Source organism: Stenotrophomonas nitritireducens, from assembly GCF_001431425.1.
Taxonomy (GTDB): Bacteria; Pseudomonadota; Gammaproteobacteria; order Xanthomonadales; family Xanthomonadaceae; genus Stenotrophomonas; species Stenotrophomonas nitritireducens.
On record NZ_LDJG01000013.1, the window covers coordinates 12,067 to 31,654 of the forward strand.

General features: G+C 68.3%; 16 protein-coding genes. 6 read left to right on the top strand and 10 right to left on the bottom strand.

Going from position 1 to position 19,588, the window contains the following annotated elements; all coding sequences use genetic code 11:
- Nucleotides 1-424 precede the first annotated feature (424 nt).
- Nucleotides 425-1,438 carry a phosphate ABC transporter substrate-binding protein PstS gene (gene pstS / locus ABB22_RS09025; protein WP_055764561.1) on the bottom strand — a complete coding sequence of 338 codons (1,014 nt, stop codon included), beginning with the start codon at nt 1,436-1,438 and terminating at the stop codon, nt 425-427.
- A 258-nt stretch (nt 1,439-1,696) separates the two neighbouring features.
- Here pstS and ABB22_RS09030 point away from each other — a divergent pair, with 258 nt between their 5' ends.
- Nucleotides 1,697-2,950 (top strand): porin family protein, encoded by a 1,254-nt coding sequence (locus ABB22_RS09030; protein ID WP_055764563.1) that lies wholly within the window; start codon nt 1,697-1,699, stop codon nt 2,948-2,950.
- A 304-nt stretch (nt 2,951-3,254) separates the two neighbouring features.
- Here ABB22_RS09030 and nth read toward each other — a convergent pair whose 3' ends face one another.
- From nth to ABB22_RS09045, 3 genes are all read right to left on the bottom strand, one after another.
- Entirely contained in the window at nt 3,255-3,890 is a 636-nt protein-coding gene (gene nth / locus ABB22_RS09035) for an endonuclease III (RefSeq protein WP_055764565.1), read from the bottom strand.
- 125 nt (nt 3,891-4,015) lie between these two features.
- Entirely contained in the window at nt 4,016-4,381 is a 366-nt protein-coding gene (locus tag ABB22_RS09040; RefSeq protein ID WP_055764567.1) for a hypothetical protein, read from the bottom strand.
- Entirely contained in the window at nt 4,378-5,160 is a 783-nt protein-coding gene (locus ABB22_RS09045) for an enoyl-CoA hydratase/isomerase family protein (RefSeq protein WP_055764568.1), read from the bottom strand. The genes ABB22_RS09040 and ABB22_RS09045 overlap by 4 nt, the downstream gene beginning before the upstream one ends.
- A gap of 167 nt (nt 5,161-5,327) precedes the next feature.
- On the opposite strand from ABB22_RS09045, the gene ABB22_RS09050 reads away from it, so the two are divergent.
- The 3 genes from ABB22_RS09050 (at nt 5,328) to ABB22_RS09060 (ending at nt 7,928) form a co-directional block, all read left to right on the top strand.
- A complete protein-coding gene (locus ABB22_RS09050; protein ID WP_055764570.1) occupies nt 5,328-6,026 on the top strand; it encodes an FKBP-type peptidyl-prolyl cis-trans isomerase N-terminal domain-containing protein in 699 nt (232 codons plus the stop codon).
- A 202-nt stretch (nt 6,027-6,228) separates the two neighbouring features.
- Nucleotides 6,229-7,029, top strand: a complete 801-nt coding sequence (locus tag ABB22_RS09055) for a CoA pyrophosphatase (protein WP_055764572.1) — start codon at nt 6,229-6,231, stop codon at nt 7,027-7,029.
- Complete coding sequence (locus ABB22_RS09060) at nt 7,026-7,928, top strand: sulfurtransferase (RefSeq protein WP_055764574.1); 903 nt, start codon at nt 7,026-7,028, stop codon at nt 7,926-7,928. Before ABB22_RS09055 ends, ABB22_RS09060 begins: the two co-directional genes overlap by 4 nt.
- 136 nt (nt 7,929-8,064) lie before the next feature.
- Here ABB22_RS09060 and ABB22_RS09065 read toward each other — a convergent pair whose 3' ends face one another.
- Complete coding sequence (locus tag ABB22_RS09065; RefSeq protein ID WP_425477798.1) at nt 8,065-8,619, bottom strand: N-acetylmuramoyl-L-alanine amidase; 555 nt, start codon at nt 8,617-8,619, stop codon at nt 8,065-8,067.
- 59 nt (nt 8,620-8,678) lie between these two features.
- Here ABB22_RS09065 and ABB22_RS09070 point away from each other — a divergent pair, with 59 nt between their 5' ends.
- Together ABB22_RS09070 and rlmKL are read left to right on the top strand one after the other, a co-directional pair.
- Entirely contained in the window at nt 8,679-9,206 is a 528-nt protein-coding gene (locus ABB22_RS09070; protein WP_055764578.1) for an alpha/beta fold hydrolase, read from the top strand.
- A 472-nt stretch (nt 9,207-9,678) separates the two neighbouring features.
- On the top strand, nt 9,679-11,820 hold the full coding sequence (rlmKL, locus tag ABB22_RS09075) for a bifunctional 23S rRNA (guanine(2069)-N(7))-methyltransferase RlmK/23S rRNA (guanine(2445)-N(2))-methyltransferase RlmL (RefSeq protein ID WP_055764580.1): 2,142 nt from the start codon (nt 9,679-9,681) through the stop codon (nt 11,818-11,820).
- A gap of 237 nt (nt 11,821-12,057) precedes the next feature.
- Here rlmKL and rnfB read toward each other — a convergent pair whose 3' ends face one another.
- The 5 genes from rnfB to ABB22_RS09100 form a co-directional block, all read right to left on the bottom strand.
- Complete coding sequence (rnfB, locus tag ABB22_RS09080; RefSeq protein ID WP_082443460.1) at nt 12,058-12,522, bottom strand: Rnf electron transport complex subunit RnfB; 465 nt, start codon at nt 12,520-12,522, stop codon at nt 12,058-12,060.
- Nucleotides 12,523-12,545: 23 nt separating this feature from the next.
- Nucleotides 12,546-13,136 carry an HAD family hydrolase gene (locus tag ABB22_RS09085; RefSeq protein WP_055765362.1) on the bottom strand — a complete coding sequence of 197 codons (591 nt, stop codon included), beginning with the start codon at nt 13,134-13,136 and terminating at the stop codon, nt 12,546-12,548.
- Nucleotides 13,137-13,221: 85 nt separating this feature from the next.
- A complete protein-coding gene (metG, locus tag ABB22_RS09090; protein WP_055764582.1) occupies nt 13,222-15,297 on the bottom strand; it encodes a methionine--tRNA ligase in 2,076 nt (691 codons plus the stop codon).
- Between the two features lie 130 nt (nt 15,298-15,427).
- Complete coding sequence (locus ABB22_RS09095; protein ID WP_055764584.1) at nt 15,428-15,874, bottom strand: DUF2147 domain-containing protein; 447 nt, start codon at nt 15,872-15,874, stop codon at nt 15,428-15,430.
- A 121-nt stretch (nt 15,875-15,995) separates the two neighbouring features.
- Nucleotides 15,996-19,577: an ABC transporter permease/M1 family aminopeptidase gene (locus ABB22_RS09100; RefSeq protein WP_055764586.1), complete on the bottom strand. Its 3,582-nt coding sequence runs from the start codon at nt 19,575-19,577 to the stop codon at nt 15,996-15,998.
- Nucleotides 19,578-19,588: the final 11 nt, after the last annotated feature.

Here is a 19,588-nt window from a genome sequence, read left to right on the forward strand (position 1 = left end):
CTCCATGGCGGGAGAAGTGCCGGTATCGCCGGCGGATGCGGCTATGAAATGATGTTTTTGTTACAGCCTGATTACACGGGGTGACGGGGGCGGAACGAGGGCGCTGCGGTGGCCCGCACAAGGGGTGCGAAGAGCGGGTGACGCCCCGGTTTTCCGCGGCGCCGGGCGCTGCAGGGAAGGGGGGCTTGTCCGGTAATGCGCCAGCGGGGCGTTGCCCCGCTCGACAAGGCGGCGGTGTTCTGTAGCGCCGGGCAGCGCCCGGCGGGGCCCGGCCGGTAATGCGCCAGCAGGGCGTTGCCCCGTTCCGCGGGAAATTCTCCGCACGGAGGATCGCCGCCGGGGGCGATGGCAAAAAAAAAGGCGCGGATCACTTGATCCGCGCCCGAGGCGACGAGGGAGAGGGACCCGCCGGCTCTTTGCTTGATTACTTCAGGTTCTGCTGGTTCCAGTAGGTCTCGATCTGGCGGACCAGGGTGTCCGGCAGCGGCACGTAGTCCAGTTCCTTGGCCTGGTTCTTGCCGCTGCTGTAGACCCAGCGGAAGAAATCGGTGGTGTTCTTCAGGCTGCCTGCCTTGGAACGCTTGCGCACCAGGATGAAGTTGGTGGCGGTGATCGGCCAGGCATTGGCGCCCGGGGCGTTGGTGATCACCAGGTTGAAGTCGCGCGAATTGGCCCAGTCGGCGCTGGCGGCAGCGGCGGCGAAGGTCTCGTCGCCCGGCTGCACGAAGCGGCCGGCGGCGTTCTTCATCTGCGCATAGGCCAGGCGGTTCTGCAGCGCATAGGCCAGCTCGACATAGCCGACGCCGCCGCGGATCTGCTTGACGTACGCGGCCACGCCTTCGTTGCCCTTGCCGCCGATGCCCACCGGCCACTGGACGGTGGTGCCTTCGCCGACCTGGCTCTTCCAGTCGGCGCTGACCTTGGACAGGTAGTTGGTGTAGTTGAAGCTGGTGCCCGAGCCGTCCGAGCGGTGCACGACGGTGATCTTCAGGTCGGGCAGGGCCAGGCCGGAATTCAGCGCGACGATGGCCGGATCGTTCCACTTGCTGATCTTGCCCAGGAAGATGTTGGCCAGGGTCGGGCCGTCAAGCTTCAGCGCGCCCGGCTGCAGGCCCGGCACGTTGGCCACCGGCACCACGCCGCCGATCACCGACGGGAACTGCGCCAGGCCCGAGGACGCCAGGTCTTCGGACTTGAGCGGCGCATCGGACGAACCGAAATCGACGGTGCCGGCCTTGATCTGGGCGATGCCGCCGCCCGAACCGATGGACTGGTAGTTGACCTTGTTGCCGGTGGCGGTGGCGTAGTCGGCCGACCACTTGGACATCACCGGGAAGACGAACGACGCACCTGCGCCCGTGATATCGGCGGCCTGCGCGGCCAGGGCGAACGAGGCAATGGCGGCGCCGGTGAGCAGGCGGAGTTTGAAGGAAGACATCGCGGAGTGGCTCCTGAGGGTAATGGTGACCGGCGTTGGCCGGCAGACCGCTATTGCAGGGGCTGACCATGAATCTTTTGCGACTTTGCGATGACGGTTCGATGACAGTCGCGTCTTTGCATCGCTGTCGCCGCAACGTCATCGCGCTGTCGCATTGCTGTCATCTGGTTAACGGAATCTTCGCAAAACGCTTGCCCGGCGGTCGTGCTGGACGGGCGTCCACCTGAAGCCCTTCCACATCCCTTGGAGAGATCCCCGATGCGTTCCCATTCGCTCGCCCTGGCAGTCGCCGCCAGCCTTGGCCTGGCCTCGGCGCCGGCCTTCGCCGCCGGTCCCGCCGTGACTCCCGCGCAGATCGAACAGCTGCAGGCGCAGATCGCCGCCCTGCAGGCGCAGGTACAGCAGTTGCAGACCCAATCCGAATCGCTGCAGGCGCAGTCCGACGCGCAGTCTGAAGTGAACGTCACCCAGGCGCAGGCGCTGGAAGGCGCGCAGAAGACGCAGACCAATGTCGACAAGCTGGCCAAGCTGGTCAACGACAACAAGATCGGCGGCCGCATGTTCTTCGACGTCAGCAGCATCGACCAGAAGACCAACGGCAAGAAGACCGACGCCACCGGCACCGGCTTCGACGTCAAGCGCTTCTACCTGACGGTGGACCACAAGTTCAGCGACATCTGGTCGGCCAACCTGACCACCGACTTCCAGTACAGCTCGGCCATCGGCAACACCGAACTGTTCGTCAAGAACGCCTATGTGCAGGGCACCTTCGATCCGGCCTTCGTGCTGAAGGTCGGTGCGGCGGGCATGCCGTGGACCGGCTATGTCGAGAAGTACTACGGCATGCGCTATGTCGAGAACACCCTGACTGACCGCCTGAAGTACGCCAACTCGGCCGACTGGGGCGTGCACGCCAGCGGCGACCTGGGCCAGGGCTTCAACTATGCCGTGTCCGTGGTCAACGGCGCCGGCTACAAGAACCCGAGCCGCAGCAAGGGCGTGGACGTGGAAGGCCGCCTGGCGTGGGAAATCACCCCGGAATTCGCGGTCGCCCTGGGCGGTTACAGCGGCTACCTCGGCCAGGACAAGCAGACCAACAGCGCGGAGAAGCGTTACAGCCGCGGTGACGTGATGGTCGCCTACGCCGGCCCGATGTTCCGCGTCGGTGGCGAATATTTCACCGCCAAGAACCTGAGCCTGGTCCAGCAGACCGTCGCCTCGCCGCTCAGCGACAAGGCCACGGGCTGGTCGCTGTGGAGCAGCGTGCGCCTGGCGCAGACCGCCAATGGCGATGTCAGCGTGTTCGGCCGCTACGACAACACCGACACCAGCAAGACGCTCAATCCGTTCCGCGAGGACAAATACTGGAACGTCGGCATCGAGTACCCGGTGTTGAAGAGCTTCAAGCTGGCTGCGGTGTACAAGGACACCGACGCCACCGTCGGCTCCCTGGCCAGCCCTTCGCAGACCAAGACCAAGGAACTGGGCATCTGGGGCGACCTGAAGTTCTAAGGTCCCGCTCCCCGGTGTGATGCATGCGACGGCGGGCTTCGGCCCGCCGTCTTCGTTCCACCATCCGCCTTTGGCGGGAGTGGCTTCCGCCACGATGGGGGGCGTTGCGTGGATGTCTCCACAACAGCCCGCACCTGCATGCGCGGGGATTCAAAAGGGGAAACCCCTTCGCGGCTGAGCCGCTCCTGCAGGAGGCCGGGCGTGTGGTGATGGAGAGGTCGCGGAGCACGCATTGCGGGCAGCCCGGCCTGCGCACCGGCCAACGGCAGCGGATCGGCGCCATTGCATCCAAGCCGCGTCCGCGTCAGGCGACGGTCTTGTCCCTGTAATGGCACAGGTCGCGGATCACGCATTGCGGGCAGTCGGGCTTGCGCGCCTTGCATACGTAACGTCCGTGCAGGATCAACCAGTGATGCGCATCCTGCAGGAACTCGGCCGGGATCACCTTCAGCAGTCCGTCCTCCACCGCGCGCACGTCCTTGCCGGGCGCCAGACCGGTGCGGTTGGAGACGCGGAAGATATGCGTGTCCACGGCCATGGTCGGCTCGCCGAAAGCGGTGTTGAGCACCACGTTGGCGGTCTTGCGGCCGACGCCGGGCAGGGCTTCGAGCGCGGCGCGGTCGGCCGGCACCTCGCCGCCATGTTTTTCGACCAGGATCGCGCAGGCGGCGATCACGTTCTTCGCCTTGGCGTTGAACAGGCCGATGGTGGAGATGTAGGGCTTCAGCCCTTCCTCGCCCAGGGCGAGGATGGCCTGCGCGGTGTTGGCCACCGGGAACAGCCTGCGCGTGGCCTTGTTCACGCCCACGTCGGTGGCTTGCGCCGACAGCGTCACCGCCACCAGCAGCTCGAACGGCGTGCTGTATTCCAGCTCGGTGGTGGGGTGCGGATTCAGTTCGCGCAGGCGCGTGAACATCTCGCGCACTTCCTCGCCGGTCATGCGCCTGGAGCGGGGGGCGGGGCGGGGTGCGGGTGAAGAGCGTGTTTTCTTCGCCTTCTTCGCCGGCTCACCCCCTGCTTTCGTTTTTGCTTCTGCCCTGGCCGCCACTCGTTTCTCGTTCCTGTTCACGCGTTCCCCGCCTTCGCCCGCGCCCGCGCCAGGATCGCCGCGGCGGCCGGGGGCAGGGCGGGCTTGCGGTCGGGAGCCGGCGGCGGCGCGCGCCGCGCTTCGCGCTCGGCGGCGCGGCGGGCCAGGCGCACGGTGCGGGCACGATGGCGTTCGCGCGCTGCCCAGGCGCCGCGCAGGCGCTCCTGCGCCTGCGCCAGCAGTTGCGGCAGGCCCGGTTGCCGGGGGTCCAGCGTCGCGTCGCCGGGCTGCGGCACATAGTCCATCAGGCCGGCGTCCAGCGCGGCATCCAGATCGTCGTCCAGTACGTACTGCAGCAACTGGCGCGGAGAAACGCGGGGAGCGGGCATCGCGGCGTCGGTCAGCAGTTGCGGAATTCCGGCTTGCGGCGTTCGAGGAAGGCGCTGGTGCCTTCGCGCATGTCCTGGGTGGAGAACATCAGCCCGAACTGCGCGCTTTCATATTCCAGGCCTTCCTCGATGGCGCATTCGCCGCCGACATTGACCGCGTCGAGGATGCCGCGCAGCGCCAGCGGCGCGGCGCCGGCCAGCTGGGCGGCGATCCTGCCGGTTTCCGCCTCCAGCTCGGCGGCCGCGACCACCCGGTTGACGATGCCCAGCTGCTGGGCGCGCGCGGCGTCGACCGGCGCGCCGAGCAGGCACAGTTCCAGGGTGGCGGCGCGGCCGGCCAGGCGCAGCAGGCGCTGGGTGCCGCCGAAGCCGGGAATCAGGCCGAGGTTGATCTCCGGCTGGCCGATCCTGGCGGTGTCGGCGGCGATGCGCAGGTGGCAGGCCATGGCCAGCTCCAGGCCGCCGCCCAGGGCGAAACCGTTGACCATGGCGATCACCGGCTTGGGCAGGCGCTCGATGCGGCGCATCAGGCGCTGGCCGAGCAGGGAGAAATCGCGTCCCTGCACCGGACTGAGGCCATTCATCTCGGCGATGTCGGCCCCGGCCACGAAGGCCTTTGCGCCAGCGCCGGTAAGGACCACCACCCGCACTTCCTCGGCCTGGGCGGCCGCGGCGAAGGCGGCGTCCAGCGCTTCCAGGGTCTGGCGGTTGAGCGCATTGAGCTTCTCCGGGCGCTGCACGGTGATGGTGCGGACGCCATCGCGGGTGCTGATCGAAACCGGTGCGTCGGACATGCTGACTCCAGGGAAAAGTTAAAGAAAAGTAATCGGGGAACTCCGGCCACGACCGTTGGTCAGAAGCCCCTGTCGTCAGTGGCGGTCCGCCGTTGTGGCGGCTATCCTAACCCGTCGCCTCTAGCGGCATGGTTGCCCTGAGACATCATTTCCTGGAGAACTGTTTGATGAAGTTGCGTTCTATCGCGGTCGCCGTGGCCGCTCTGGCCCTCACCGGCACTGCAATCGCCCAGGACATCTCGTCCGAGAAGGGCAAGCTGAGCTACTACTTCGGATACGACTACGGCAACAACCTGGCGGAACTGACCGCCCGCGGCGAGCAGCTGGACATCGCGTCGGTGGTCAAGGGCCTGCAGGACGCCTATGCGAAGAAGCAGCCCGCGATCACCGGTGAGCAGCTCAAGCCTGCCGTCGAGGCATTCCAGCGCCGCGAGCAGGGTCGTGCGGAAGCCGCCAAGGCCGAGTACGAGAAGGCCGCTGCCGAGAACAAGACCCGCAGCGACCAGTTCATGGCCGCCAACAAGGCCAAGCCCGGTGTGCAGACCCTGCCCAGCGGCGTCCAGTACCGCGTGATCGAGACCGGCAATGGCGCCAAGCCGACCCAGGCCAGCACGGTGCAGCTGCAGGTCGCAGGCCCGTTCGGCTATGGCCAGCGTCCTGAGAATGTGCAGGCGCACGATGTGCCGGCGCTGAAGCTCAGCGACGTGGAGATGCAGGCCATGCGCGAGGTGTTGCTGCAGATGCCGGCCGGCTCCAAGTGGGAAATCACGCTGTCGCCGGACAAGGCCTTTGGTGCGGATCCGCGCACCGGCTTCCCGCCGAACGTGGCGGTGCAGTACGAGGTCAAGCTGGTCAGCGTCAAGTAATCGCTGTCCAGTACGGGAAGGACGAGTGCGCTGGCGACCCGTTCGCCAGCGCGGTTCTCGTAGAGGCTTCCCATAGGTACCGCATTCTTCCCGCGCCTGTGTCGATGCAGGCCGGCATGGCGGCAGCCCGGATGATCCGCGCATGGCATTCTTCGGGCCGCCCTGCCCAAGTTCGCGCTAGGCTTGCCTGATGTCGCAACCGATGGATGCCGTACGTCGTGCCATATCCAGTCCCTGCATCGGAATCTGCTCGCTGGACGGCGGCCGTTGCCGGGGCTGCCTGCGCACGGGCGAGGAGATTGCCGGCTGGGTGCGTATGAGCGAGCCGCAGCGCCAGCACCTGATGCGGGACGTGCTGCCCGCGCGCGCGTTGGAAGCCGGTTCGCTGGCTGCCGCGCTGCCCGGGCATGAGCGCCTGCTGCGTGCGTTGAACCCGCTGGCCTCCGCGCCGACCGACAAGGGCTGGAACTACAGCGAACTGGCCGACCTGCTGCCGTCCGGTGCACCGGCCGAGGCGGCGGTGCTCGCCGGGCTGGTGCCGCGCCCGCAAGGCGTGCAGGTGTTGTTGACCCGCCGCACCGAGACGCTGCGCAACCATGGCGGCCAGGTCGGCTTTCCCGGCGGGCGCATCGAGCCGGGCGACCGCAACCCGGTGGCCGCGGCCCTGCGCGAGAGCAGCGAGGAGATCGCGCTGCCCCATGAACGGGTGCAGGCGCTGGGCTATCTGGATCCGTTCGTCACCATTTCCAGTTTCCGGGTCACGCCGGTGGTGGCGGTGATCGACCCGGCATTCGTGCCGGTGCCGCAGCCATCGGAAGTGGCCGAAGTGTTCGAAGTGCCGCTGGATTTCCTGATGGATCCGGACAACCTGCGCCAGATCGAGATCGATCACCGCGGCCGCGTCCGCCACGTACTCGAATACACCTGGCCGGGCCAGCGCATCTGGGGCGCGACCGCGGCCATCCTCTACAACCTGCGTCGCCGCCTGGAGCAGACCCCATGAATGCCATCGACCCGCCGTGGACCACGCTGGTGGACGCGGTCTCGCTTGCCGCCGTGCTTGCTTCCACATCGCCGCGCCTGGTCGATGCGCGCGCCACCGCCAGCACCGCCACGCGGCTGGTGGACGCGCGCTTCTCGCTGGCCGATCCTCAGTCCGGCGCCGCGGGATACGCGGCCGGGCATCTGCCGGATGCGGTATACGCAGACCTCAACCGCGATCTTTCCGACCTGTCGCGGCAGGGCCATGGCCGGCATCCGCTGCCGGACAGCGAGGCTTTCGCCGCCACGCTGGGGCGCTGGGGCATCGGCGCGGATACGCAGGTGGTGGTCTATGACGCCGGCGACGGCAGCATGGCGGCGGCGCGGCTGTGGTGGCTGCTGCGGCTGATCGGCCACCGCAGGGTCGCGGTGCTCGATGGCGGGCTGGCGGCATGGCAGGCCGCCGGGCAGCCGGTGGTGGCCGATGAGACGCGGGTGCCGGCGCTGCCGCCGTATCCGGGGCATTTCGACCTGGCCCAGGTTGCCGCTGCCGACGAGATCGCCGCGCGCCTGGCGCAGGCGCCGGGCTGGCTGATCGACGCGCGTGCTGGCGAACGTTACCGCGGCGAGGTCGAGCCGCTGGACCGTGTTGCCGGCCATGTGCCCGGCGCGCTCAACCGCCCGTTCGCGCTGAACCTGCGCGATGGCCGTTTCCGCCCGGCGGCGGAACTGCGCGCCGAACTGGAACCGCTGCTGGGCGCGCATGCGCCGGGCGAGGCGGTGATGATGTGCGGCTCCGGCGTCACCGCCTGCCACCTGCTGCTGGCCTTCGAGATCGCCGGCCTGCCGGGGGCGCGGGTGTTCGCCGATTCGTGGAGCGGCTGGTCGTCCGATCCGGAGCGCCCGGTAGCGCGTTCGTAAACGCAGCTGCGGGAACGGTTGCGGGAGCGATGCAGGCCGCGACCGGGTTTACCATTGAATCCCCGTATATCGAGGAGTGGGCTGTCGCGGAGGGAGCCGCACGAAAGCCCGGCCGCGACTGACGTCGCTCCTGCGATTATTCCGAAAGCCGCTGCAGCGGGATTGCCGCCAGCACCTCGTCCCACGGGAACCGCGGGCCCGGGTCGCGCTTGCGCGGCACCTTCAACGCTGGATCGTCGCTGGCCGGCACCTGCTCGGTATCCAGGTCCTCGTGGCCGGCGATCCAGCGCAGTGCAGGCAGCCGCTGCGGCAGCCAGCGCAGCAGCGCGACCAGGGCCTGGATCTGGGCCTGCGCATATAGCTCGTCCATTGCCTGGTGGCGGGAATCCAGCCAGTGCGGATAGCGGCCGGTGTTGATCAGTTCGATGCCGAGCGCGCGCGGGTTGATGCCGCGCACGTGGTGCGCGCTGCGCTCGGGCGCGACGTACTGGTGGATGCTGCCGTCGCGGTCGATGTAGTAATGGCCGCTGTTGCCGGTGCCGCTGTCGTAGAGCACGCGTTCGCCATATTCGCGCGCCATCGCCAGGTCCGGCAGTTCGGTGCAGTGGATCACCACCAGGTCGATCGCTTCTGGTTCGCGCAGTGGCAGCAGCGGCTCGTAGGGCAGCGGTTCGAGATGGACGGCGGGCATGGCGTGCATCGGCGGATGCTAGCATTGCCGCCCCGTTCCGCTTCGTCTTCCGGTGTTCCATGAGCCGCGGCCACTGCATTCTTTCCCACGGTTTCGAGAGCGGTCCCGACGCGACCAAGGTCACCGCGCTGGCCGAAGTGGCGCAGCGCCTGGGCTGGACCCACGAGCGCCCGGACTACACCGACCTGGATGCCCGCCGCGAGGTCAGCGAAGTGGGCGATGTGCCCGAACGCCTGCAGCGCCTGATCCGCCTGGCCGGCGCGGCCGCCGCGCGCGGCCCGGTGGTGCTGGCCGGTTCCAGCCTGGGCGCCTACATCTCGGCCATCGCCTCGCTGCATGTGCCGGTGCGGGGGCTGTTCCTGATGGTGCCGCCGACGAAGATGGGGCCGATGCCGGCGCTGGACGCGGCGCCGGTGCCGACCAGCGTGGTCCATGCCTGGCGCGACGAACTGATTCCGCCGGCCGCGGTCATCGCCTGGGCGCAGGCGCGCGCCGCGCGCCTGCTGCTGGTCGACGACGGCCATCGCCTGGAGAACCACGTCCAGGCCTCTACCCGGGAGTTCGAGGCCCTGCTGCAGGCCCTGTAGAGCGGGGCACCGCCCCGCTGGGGCATTCACGGCCAAACCCGCCGGGCGTTGCCCGGCGCTACAGAACCCACGCCGCCGTGTAGAGCGGGGCAACGCCCCGCTGGAGCCTTCCCGGGCAAACCCCGCCGGGCGTTGCCCGGCGCTACGGAACCCACGCCGCCGCGTAGAGCGGGGCAACGCCCCGCTGGAGCCTTCCCGGCCAAACCCCGCCGGGCGTTGCCCGGCGCTACGGAACCCACGCCGCCGCGTAAAGCGGGGCAACGCCCCGCTGGAGCCTTCCCGGCCAAACCCCGCCGGTCATTGCACGGTGCTACGGAATCCACGTCGCCCTGTAGAGCGGGGCAGCGCCCCGCTGGAGCCTTCCCGGCCAAACCCCGCTGGAGCTTCACCGGCAAGCCCGCCGGGCACGGCAGGGCCGGCCACGTACAATACGCGGCCCGGCACCGCGCCCGTCTCCTGTGATCGCTACCCCGTGAAATTCTTCGTTTCCTGCGCCAAGGGCCTGGAGTACCTCCTGGCCGACGAACTGCTGGCGCTGGGCCTGCCCAGGGCCACCGCCACCATCGCCGGGGTCAATGCCGAAGGAGAGCTGTGCGACGCGCAGCGCGTGGTGCTGTGGTCGCGCCTGGCCAGCCGGGTGCTGTGGCCGCTGACCGAATTCGACTGCCCCGACGAGACCGCGCTGTACCACGGCGTGCTGGCGATGCCGTGGGAAGAGCATCTCGATGCCGAACTGACGCTGGCGGTCGACGCGCATGTCTCCGGTACCGCCATCACTCACGCGCGCTTCGCCGCGCAGCGGATCAAGGACGCGGTGGTGGACCGCCTGCGCGGAGAGGGGTTGGAGCGGCCGTCGGTGAACGTCGAGTTGCCGGACGTGCGCATCAACCTGTCGCTGCGCAAGGGCAGGGCCACGATCTCCATCGACCTGGGCGGCGGTTCGCTGCACAAGCGTGGCTGGCGGCTGGCGCAGAACGATGCGCCGCTGAAGGAAAATCTCGCCGCCGCGGTGCTGCTGCGCGCCGGCTGGCCGAAGATCCACGCCGAAGGCGGCGGCCTGCTCGACCCGATGTGCGGAGGCGGCACCTTGCTGATCGAAGGCGCGCTGATGGCGGCCGACGTCGCCCCCGGCCTGCAGCGCCACGGCAGCCTTCCGCCGAGCCGCTGGCGTGGCTTCGACCAGGCGCAGTGGCGCGAACTGACGGCCGAGGCGCGCGAGCGCGAGCGCATTGGCCGCGCCGCGCTGAAGCAGGTCATCCACGGCAGCGACCTCGACCCGCAGGCGATCCGCGCGGCCAAGCAGAATGCCGAGGAAGCCGGTGTCGGCGAGGCGATCTGGTTCGGCGTGCGCGACGTGGCCGACGTGCAGGTGCCGCCGCAGGAAACCGGTTGCGTGGTCTGCAATCCGCCCTACGACGAGCGCCTGGCCGCCGACGCGGCGCTGTACCGCCGGCTCGGCGACGCGCTCAAGCAGGCGGTGCCGCAGTGGCGCGCCAGCCTGCTGTGCGGCAACGCCGAACTGGCTTTCGCCACCGGCCTGCGCGCACGCAGGACCTACCAGCTGTTCAATGGCGCCATCGAGTGCACGCTGATCGTCTGCGACCCCATCGCGGTGGCCGGTCGCGCCGACGATGGCCAGCCGCGCGAGCTCAGCGAAGGCGCGCAGATGGTGGCCAACCGCCTGCGCAAGAACCTGAAGAAGTTCAAGAGCTGGCGCGCGCGGGAGAACGTGAGCTGCTTCCGCGCCTACGACGCCGACCTGCCGGAATACGCGGCGGCCATCGATGTCTACCCGGAAGACGGCGGCAAGCGCCGCACCTTCCTGCACGTGCAGGAATACGCCGCGCCCGCCGCCATTCCCGATGCCGACGTGCGTCGCCGCCGCAACGAACTGCTGGCCGCCGCGCGCGAGGTGTTCCAGGTGCCGGCCGAGCAGGTGGCGCTGAAGTCGCGCGAGCGCGGCAAAGGCGGCAGCAAGTACGGTCGCTTCGAGCAGCGCGGCGAGTTCGTCCTGGTGCGCGAGAACGAGGCGCTGCTGCGGGTGAACCTGTTCGACTACCTGGACACCGGCCTGTTCCTGGACCACCGCCCGCTGCGCCGGCACATGGCCGAACAGGCGCGCGGCAAGCGTTTCCTCAACCTGTTCTGCTACACCGGCGTGGCCAGCGTGGAAGCGGCGGTGGCCGGCGCGGCGTCGACCACCAGCGTCGATCTGTCCGGCACCTACCTGCAGTGGTGCGCCGACAACCTGGCCCTGAACGGCATGGGCGGCAGCCGCCACCAGCTGGTGCAGGCCGACGCGATCCAATGGCTGGAGGCCGAGCGCGGGCAGTTCGACGTGATCTTCTGCGACCCGCCGACCTTCTCAAACTCCGCGCGCGCCGAGGACTTCGACGTGCAGCGCGAACAGCTGCGCCTGCTGCGCGCGGCGGTGGCACGGCTGGCGCCGGGCGGCGTGCTGTATTTCTCCAACAACTTCCGCCGCTTCAAGCTGGAAGAGAACGCCATTGCCGAATTCGCGCGCTGCCGCGAGATCAGCGCCAAGACCATCGGCCCGGATTTCGAACGCAACGCGCGCATCCACCGCGCGTGGGAGCTGCAGCGGCTGCCATAAGCGCTGCCTGCCCCATCCGTAGGAGCGGCTTCAGCCGCGATGGGGCTTTCCCAGCAATCCCTGCCTGTAATTTGGCAAAAAAGGGAAGGCCCCTTTCGCGGCTGAAGCCGCTCCTACGGTGCCGAAGCCGTTGGGCCGGGGATGAGTTGCGCGATCTTGCGTCGCGCGCAGCCTCTGCCGGTAGTGCCGGCCGAGGGCCGCGGAGTGCCCAAGATCTCCAGGATTGCCTGGCCGGCATTACAAGGAGCGTTGGCTGTGGCCGACGTCCCGTCCCTGGCCATGCGCGGAAGCCGGCTCCAGCACGATGCAGTCCACCGGGCAAGGCGGGATGCACAGTTCGCAGCCGGTGCACAGGTCGGCCAGCACGGTGTGCATGTACTTCGCGCCGCCGACGATGGCGTCCACCGGACAGGCCTGGATGCACTTGGTGCAGCCGATGCAGTCGGCCTCGACGATGACCGCCACCTGCGCCGGCTTGTGTTCGCCGCGGCTGCGATCGAAGGGCTGCGCCGGCACGCCGAGGATGCGCGCCAGGGTGCGCGCGCCGGCATCGCCGCCGGGCGGGCAATGGTCGATGCCGGCTTCGCCGCGCGCCATCGCCTCGGCATACGGGCGGCAGCCGTCGTAGCCGCACTGCCCGCACTGGGTCTGCGGCAGCACCCGGTCCAGGCGTTCGATCAGGTCGTCCGGTGTGTCCTGCATGCGTGGCGTGGGCTGCGCGTGGCTCAGGAGACCGGCTTGCCGCGATACCAGCGCTCGTGCGCCAGGGCCAGCATCGGCTTGTCCTCGCTGCTGTCGCCGTAGGCGTGGATGCGCTGGAACCGGTCCAGGTCGAACTGCCTGCGGATGTGCTCGACCTTGCGCGGACCGCAGTCGCCGCCGGCATAGCGGCCGGTGAGGCGGCCGTCCTGTGCCTCCAGCCGGTTGCAGATCAGCTGCAGGCCCAATCCGTCGCACCACGCCTGCAGGTAGAGGTCGATGGAGGCGCTCACCACCACCACCGTATGCCCTTGTTCGCGATGCCAGTCGATCTGTTCCAGCATTTCAGGACGGATGATCCAGGGCAGGTGTTCAAGGGCGAAGTCGGCGGCCATCTGCGCGATCTCGCCGGCGTGGCGGCCGCTGAACACCTGGGCGGTGACGCGGGCGCGGATGCGCCTGGCGGAAATCAGTTTCAGGCGGTAGGCCAGCAGCCACGGGCCGACGCGCCACCATGCCTGCGCGCGCTGTTCGGGCGTGGCCACGCGCCGCAGGAAGTGCCCATAGGAATCACCGCGGGTGATGGTGTGGTCGAAGTCGAACAGGGCCAGCTGCATCGGCGTCATTGGTCATGGGTGATTCGAAAAGAGGTCGGTTCGCCGTGAGCCTGCTGTCGCGAATGCCCCATCACCAATCGCGGTTTCAGCGGACCGGCATGCCCGGCTGCGCGCCGGCGTCGGCGTCGAGCAGTGCCAGCGCGCCGCCATCGAAGCCGGCCGACAGGATCATGCCCTCGCTGAGGCCGAAACGCATCTTGCGCGGGGCCAGGTTGGCGATGAACACCACGTTGCGGCCGACCAGTGCTTCCGGCTCGGCATAGCTGCCGCGGATGCCGGAGAAGATCTGGCGCTGGCCGAGGTCGCCGGCATCGAGCAGGAAGCGCAGCAGCTTGTCCGAGCCATCGACGAAGCCGCATTCGATCACCTTGCCGATGCGCAGGTCGAGCCTGGCGAAGTCGTCGATGCCGATGTACGCGGACGCTTCACCTTCAGCCTTGGGCTCGGCCTTCACTTCGACCTTGGCGGGCTTCTCGGCCTTGGCCGGCTTGGCCTCGGCGGGCGGGGCGGCGAGGGTGTCCTTGGAGGCGTCGGTCATTGCGTCGATCATCTTCGGGTCGATACGGGTGAACAGCGCCACGTAGGCGGCGATGGTGTGGGCGGTCAGCGGCTTGGCGATGTCGCCCCAGCCATGCATCGGCGCATTGAGGAAGCCCTCTGCCTGCAGTGCGGTGGCCGGCAACACCGGCTTGAGCGCGGCGACCAGCACGCGGAACAGGTTCAGGCCCTGCGTGCACACCGCCTGCAATTCGGCGTCGGCGCCCTCTTGCTTGGCGATGACCCAGGGCTTGGTGTCGTCGATGTACTTGTTGGCTTCGTCGGCCAGCGCCATGGTCAGGCGGATCGCGGCGGCCGGGTCGTTGCGCTCGTAGGCCTCGCGCACCGGTGCCAGTGCGGCGACGAAGCGGTCGTACTGGGCCGGGTCGGGCAGGGCATCGGCGAGCTTGCCGTCGAAGCGCTTGGCGATGAAACCGGCGCAGCGGCTGGCCAGGTTGACGAACTTGCCGACCAGGTCGGCATTCACGCGGGCGGTGAAGTCGCTCAGGTTCAAATCCAGGTCATCCACGCCACCGGAGGACTTGGCGGCGAAGTAATAGCGCAGCGCTTCCGGGGCCAGGCCCACGTCCAGGTAGGTGCGGGCCATCACGAAGGTGCCGCGCGACTTGCTCATCTTGGCGCCGTCCACGGTCAGGTAGCCGTTGACGTGCAGCCTGGTCGGGGTGCGCAGGCCGCTGCCCTTCAGCACCGCCGGCCAGAACAGGCCGTGGAAGTTGACGATGTCCTTGCCGATGAAGTGGTGCAGCTCGGTGTTGCTGTCGGCGGCGAGCACGGCATCGAAGTCGTCGCCGGTCCTGGCGCACAGGTTCCTGAAGCTGGACAGGTAGCCGATGGGGGCGTCCAGCCACACGTAGAAGTACTTGCCAGGTGCACCCGGGATCTCGAAGCCGAAATACGGCGCATCGCGGGAGATGTCCCAGGCGCGCAGGCCGCCTTCGGCGTCCAGCCACTCGGCCAGCTTGGCCTTCACGCCTGGCAGGGCGACGTCACCGGCCAGCCACTGCCGCAGGAAGTCCTGGAAGCGGCCCACCTCGAAGAAGTAGTGCTCGGAGTCGCGGATTTCGGGCGTGGCGCCGGACACCACCGACTTCGGGTCGATCAGGTCGGTCGGGCCATAGGTGGCACCGCAGACCTCGCAGTTGTCGCCGTACTGGTCCGGCGACTTGCACTTCGGGCAGGTGCCCTTGATGTAGCGGTCGGGCAGGAACATGCCCTTGGCCGGGTCATAGAACTGGGCCACCGAGCGGCGGCTGATGTGGCCGGCGGCGTCCAGCCTGTTGTACAGCGCCTCGGTCAGCTCGCGGTTGGCGGCCGAGTTGGTCGAATCGTAATGGTCGAAATCCACGCCGAAGGCAGCGAAATCGCGCTCATGGCTGGCCTGGATGTTGGCGATGAAGGTTTCCGGGCTGACGCCGGCCTTCTCGGCGGCGAGCATGATCGGCGTGCCGTGGGTATCGTCGGCGCAGACGTACCAGACCTTGCCGCCCATCAACCGGCGCGCGCGTACCCAGATGTCGGCCTGGATGTAGCCCACCAGGTGGCCGAGGTGGAGCGGGCCGTTGGCATAGGGCAGGGCATTGGTGACGAGCGCGGTACGGGTCATGGCCGTTGGAGGGAACGTGGGGACCGCCGATTATGGCATGCCGTCCCGCGGCGGCCGGGAAAGCGGCCGCCGGATGCGCGAAACCCGGCCTTGGCCGGGTTTCGCGGGGTCGGCAGGCGGCGGGTGCGCCTTACATGCGTTCCCAGGTCTGCGACTTGCAGATGAACATGATGCAGCCGGAGACCTGCAGCTTGGCGCCGCCTTCGATCAGCTCCATCTTCGACTTGTAGACCTTGCCCTCGTCGGGCTTGAGGATGTTGCCGCCGCTCCACTTGTTGGCGCCGTCGGCGCGCATGTCACGGATGATCTCCATGCCGGTGATCGGCTTGTCCTTGCGGTCGTCGCTGCACTTGTCGCAGGTCGGGTTGGGACGGCTGGGGTTGAGCAGTTCGACGATGCGGCCGTGCAGGCTGCCGTTGCTGGCGCGGCTGATCTCGACGATGGACTTGGCGCGGTGGGTATCCGGGTCGATCTGGCGCCAGCGGCCTTCGGCGCTGGTGTTGTCGGCCTGCGCGGCGGTGATGCCGGCCATGGCCAGCGGCAGGGCCAGCAACAGGGTCTTGAAGGTCTTGCGCATGTGTCCCCTCCCAGGGCAGGTGTCGTGGTCCGGAGTTACCGGTTGCTGGCGAATGTATACCCATTCGCTGCGGTACGGAATCCGCACCGCAGCACTCCGGGTCAGGGTCGGGTCAGGGGTCTCATTGCAGCGTGATCCGCTTGCGGTTGTCGGCCGAGACGCGGTCGATCAGCTTGTTGTAGGGATCGAAGCCGGCCTCGTCGGGGCGCGCGTCGACGGTCACGGTGAGCTGCGGGGCCGCCTCGGTGATGTGATGGCGCTGCAGGTACAGCACCTTCTCGTCGCGCTCCTTGCCCGAGGCGCCCTTGGCGAACACGCCGACCTCGATCCAGTCGTCCAGCGTCCCGGGCGTTTCCTTGCCGATCCCGTCCGCATAGCGCTTGTCGGCGTGCAGCTTCAGGGTCACGTCGTAGCGGCCGTCGGCGCGCCGCGTGGCGGTGGCATCGACCACGCGGTTGTCGTAGAAGCTGATCTTCTCGAACAGGTCGGTGATCAGCCCCTGCTGCTCCGGTCCGGCCTCGGCGCGGATGAAGTCCAGCAGTTCGGCCGAGGTGGTGTACGGCGGCTGCTGGAAGGCCTTGGCCTGGATGAAGCGCGCGAGCGCGCGGTTCAGGGCCTGCTCGCCCATCTCCTCGCGCAGGCGGTAGAACACCATCGAGCCCTTGCGGTAGTGGATGTACTGCTGGTTCTCCACGCGGTACAGCGGCAGCTCCTGCACGTCCTCGCCGCCGCGGCCGGACAGGTAGCGGTCCAGCTCGGTCTTGAGGAACTGGCGCATGTGGGCGCGGCCGTACTCCTTCTCCATCACCATCAGCGCCGAGTACTGCGACAGCGATTCGGACAGCACCGTCGCGCCCTGCACGTTGGCGCCGATGACCTGGTGCGCCCACCACTGGTGCGCGATCTCGTGCGCGGTGACGTAGAACACGTAGTCGATGTCGTCGGGCCGGCGCAGGTCGGCGATGAAGCCGATCGATTCGGAGTAGGGGATGGTGTTGGCGAAGCTCTGCGCGAACGACTGGTACCCGGGGAACTCCAGGATGCGCACCTGCCTGTGCTGGTACGGGCTGAAGTTGGCTTCGTAGTAGGCCAGCGATTTCTGCACGCCCTCGATCATCCGGTCCACGTTGTAGGGATGCTTGGGGTCGTAATAGATCTCGATCGGGATGTCCTTGTACGCGCCCTTCTTCACCGCCCAGCGCGCCGACAGGTAGGCGTAGAAGTTCAGCATCGGCCGGTCCATGGCGTAGTCGAAGCAGCGGCGCCCGTCGCGCTCGTATTCCTTCTGCAGGTAGCCCGGTGCCAGTGCGATCTGGTCCGGCGCGGTGCAGATGGTGCTGCGGAACGCCAGCCAGTCGGCATCGTTGGAGATGTAGGTATTGGCGCGCGCGGCCTCGTCCTCCAGCCTGGGCATGCGCGTGGGCTCGCCCAGGCCGCGCTTGCGGCGCTCGTTGCGGTCCTCGATCTCGGCGCCGGCGTTGTAGCCGAAACCGGGCAGGACGCCGCTGTTGAAGAACGTACCGTTGTCGACGATGCGGGACTGCGCGCGGCCGGCGGGAATGCCGTCGGGGTGGATGTCGACGGTGAAGCGGATGTCGCGCTCCTCGCCCGGCTGCATCGGCGTGTCCAGCGTGTAGATGCGGTAGCCGACGTCGGCGTCGTTCTTGTCCAGCCTGGCCGCGCCCAGGTCCAGCGCGGTCAGGGTCTTGTCGTCGGCGATGGCGATGTGCAGCTGCGGGATCGCCACGGCATGCGTGTTGCGGATGCGGTAGCGGCCATCGATGCGCACCGACTGCGTCTCTGGATGCAGGTCGATGCGGTTGTCCACGGCGACGATGCGCGGCTGCGGCAGGTCCTTGAACCTGCGGTAGGTCTTCTCGTAGTAGGCGAGCTGGTCCAGCCTGGCGTCGGGCGAGAGGTACTCGTTGCGGATGTTGGTGTTCCAGTACAGCCAGCCGCCGCAGGCGGCGAAGGCGAGCGTGGCCGTGCCCAGCGCCACGCCCAGCCCGCCGCGCAGGCGCTGGCGGGCAAGGCGCAGCCGGGTGCGCAGGCCGCCATCCACGCCGCGCACCCACAGTGCCGCGCACAGCAGCAACAGGACGAGCAGGCACAACGCCCAGTAGCCCTGGAAGGCGAGTTGCGCGGTCAGGAAGTGGCCGTAGCCGTTCATGTCCGAATACGGGGCATTGGGCGCGCTGGCGTAGTTGTAGATGTCCTGGGCGTAGTCGAGCAGGCCCAGCACCGACTGCCCGATCAGCACCAGGATCAGCAGCGCATAGCCGAGGAACTTGTTGTTGCTCAGCACCTGCAGCACCAGCGCCATGCCGCCCATCAGCACGAACACGGTGGAGTTCAGCAGCAGGGTCTTGGCGTACAGCAGCGGTTCGATGTGGGTGTAGCCCTTGGACAGTTGCAGCAGGATCGAGGCCACGCCGCCGATGGCCTGGAAACCCAGCACCACGGCGATCAGCGCCAGGAATTTGCCCAGCAGCGGCACCCAGTTCGGCACCGGCGTGGCGTCGGTGATGCCGGCGATGCGCGCGGTACGTTCCTTCCACACCAGCTCGCCGGCGTAGAACAGCACGATCAGCACCAGCAGCCAGCTGTAGCTGCCCTGCAGGGCCTCCAGCATCTGCGAGGTGACCGGCCAGGTCGGCGTGCCGTACAGGCTCTGGCGGAACAGCGCCGAGGGGATGAAATTGGCCAGGCCCAACAGCAACAGCACGATGAAGGGGATGCTGCGGAAGATGCCGAGAGTGTCGAAACGCACCTGCCGCGCCAGCTGGCGCAGGCTGCTGGCGGCGCCAAAGTCCGGGGTCACGCGCGGTGCGGCGACGGCCGCGCGCGTACTGGAGGCCGCTGCCGGCTGCCTGCCGCGCTGGCGCCGGCTGGCGCGGCCGGCGCCGGCGCGCTCGGTGCGGAACAGGGCGAAGGTGGCGGCGAACAGCGCGGCGCTGACCGCCAGCCACAGCACGCGGTTCTGCAGCAGGAAGCCGGACAGCGCCGGCAGGCCGGTGTTGCGCTCCTCGGCCGACCAGTAGCGGGTGGCATGGCCGATCGCGCGGATGCCGAGCGGGTCGAGCAGGGCGGAGACCTGCTGGTTGTCGATGTCGGCCAGGATCGCCCGGCTGACGCCATACAGGACGAAGAAGACGATGACGCCGATGTACACCCACAGGATGTTGCGGGTGGTGGCGGCCAGCAGCGACAGCAGCGCGGTGGTGAACAGCACGTTGGGCACCACCATCACCGCGAACGCCCACAGGTAGGGACGCAGCGAGACGGGGCCCAGGCGCGCCGCATCGATCCACGGCATGAACTGGGCGATGAACAGGCCGCAGGCGATGATCACGTACATCACCAGGCAGGCCAGCAGCGCCGCGCCGAGGCGGCCGAGCAGATAGTCGCGGCGCTTGATCGGGCTGGAGAACACCAGTTCGGCGGTGCCCAGTTCGAAGTCGCGCAGCAGGGCGTTGCTGACGAACAGGGTGGTCACCAGCAGGCCCAGCAGGCTGAAGACCGTCATCAGCGCGGTGATGACCGACGGGGCATTGCGGTGCACGTTGCCGATGCCGCCGCCGATCTGGACGGCGTCGCTGGACGCCGCGGCGAAGGCCATCAGCGCCAGGAACAGGGCCAGCAGCCACAACAGCGGGGAACGCAGCTGCTCGCGCAGCTCGAAGCGCAGGAAGTTCAGTGTCATCGGCCGTCTCC

Bases quoted from the DNA above. Each gene is read 5' to 3' on its own strand.
- pstS (WP_055764561.1), bottom strand. From the start codon at position 1,438: ATGTCTTCCTTCAAACTCCGCCTGCTCACCGGCGCCGCCATTGCCTCG.
- ABB22_RS09060 (WP_055764574.1), top strand. From the start codon at position 7,026: ATGAATGCCATCGACCCGCCGTGGACCACGCTGGTGGACGCGGTCTCG.
- metG (WP_055764582.1), bottom strand. From the start codon at position 15,297: ATGACCCGTACCGCGCTCGTCACCAATGCCCTGCCCTATGCCAACGGC.
- ABB22_RS09055 (WP_055764572.1), top strand. From the start codon at position 6,229: ATGGATGCCGTACGTCGTGCCATATCCAGTCCCTGCATCGGAATCTGC.
- ABB22_RS09070 (WP_055764578.1), top strand. From the start codon at position 8,679: ATGAGCCGCGGCCACTGCATTCTTTCCCACGGTTTCGAGAGCGGTCCC.
- ABB22_RS09065 (WP_425477798.1), bottom strand. From the start codon at position 8,619: ATGCCCGCCGTCCATCTCGAACCGCTGCCCTACGAGCCGCTGCTGCCA.
- ABB22_RS09095 (WP_055764584.1), bottom strand. From the start codon at position 15,874: ATGCGCAAGACCTTCAAGACCCTGTTGCTGGCCCTGCCGCTGGCCATG.
- ABB22_RS09050 (WP_055764570.1), top strand. From the start codon at position 5,328: ATGAAGTTGCGTTCTATCGCGGTCGCCGTGGCCGCTCTGGCCCTCACC.
- ABB22_RS09085 (WP_055765362.1), bottom strand. From the start codon at position 13,136: ATGCAGCTGGCCCTGTTCGACTTCGACCACACCATCACCCGCGGTGAT.
- nth (WP_055764565.1), bottom strand. From the start codon at position 3,890: ATGACCGGCGAGGAAGTGCGCGAGATGTTCACGCGCCTGCGCGAACTG.
- ABB22_RS09045 (WP_055764568.1), bottom strand. From the start codon at position 5,160: ATGTCCGACGCACCGGTTTCGATCAGCACCCGCGATGGCGTCCGCACC.
- ABB22_RS09030 (WP_055764563.1), top strand. From the start codon at position 1,697: ATGCGTTCCCATTCGCTCGCCCTGGCAGTCGCCGCCAGCCTTGGCCTG.
- rnfB (WP_082443460.1), bottom strand. From the start codon at position 12,522: ATGCAGGACACACCGGACGACCTGATCGAACGCCTGGACCGGGTGCTG.
- ABB22_RS09100 (WP_055764586.1), bottom strand. From the start codon at position 19,577: ATGACACTGAACTTCCTGCGCTTCGAGCTGCGCGAGCAGCTGCGTTCC.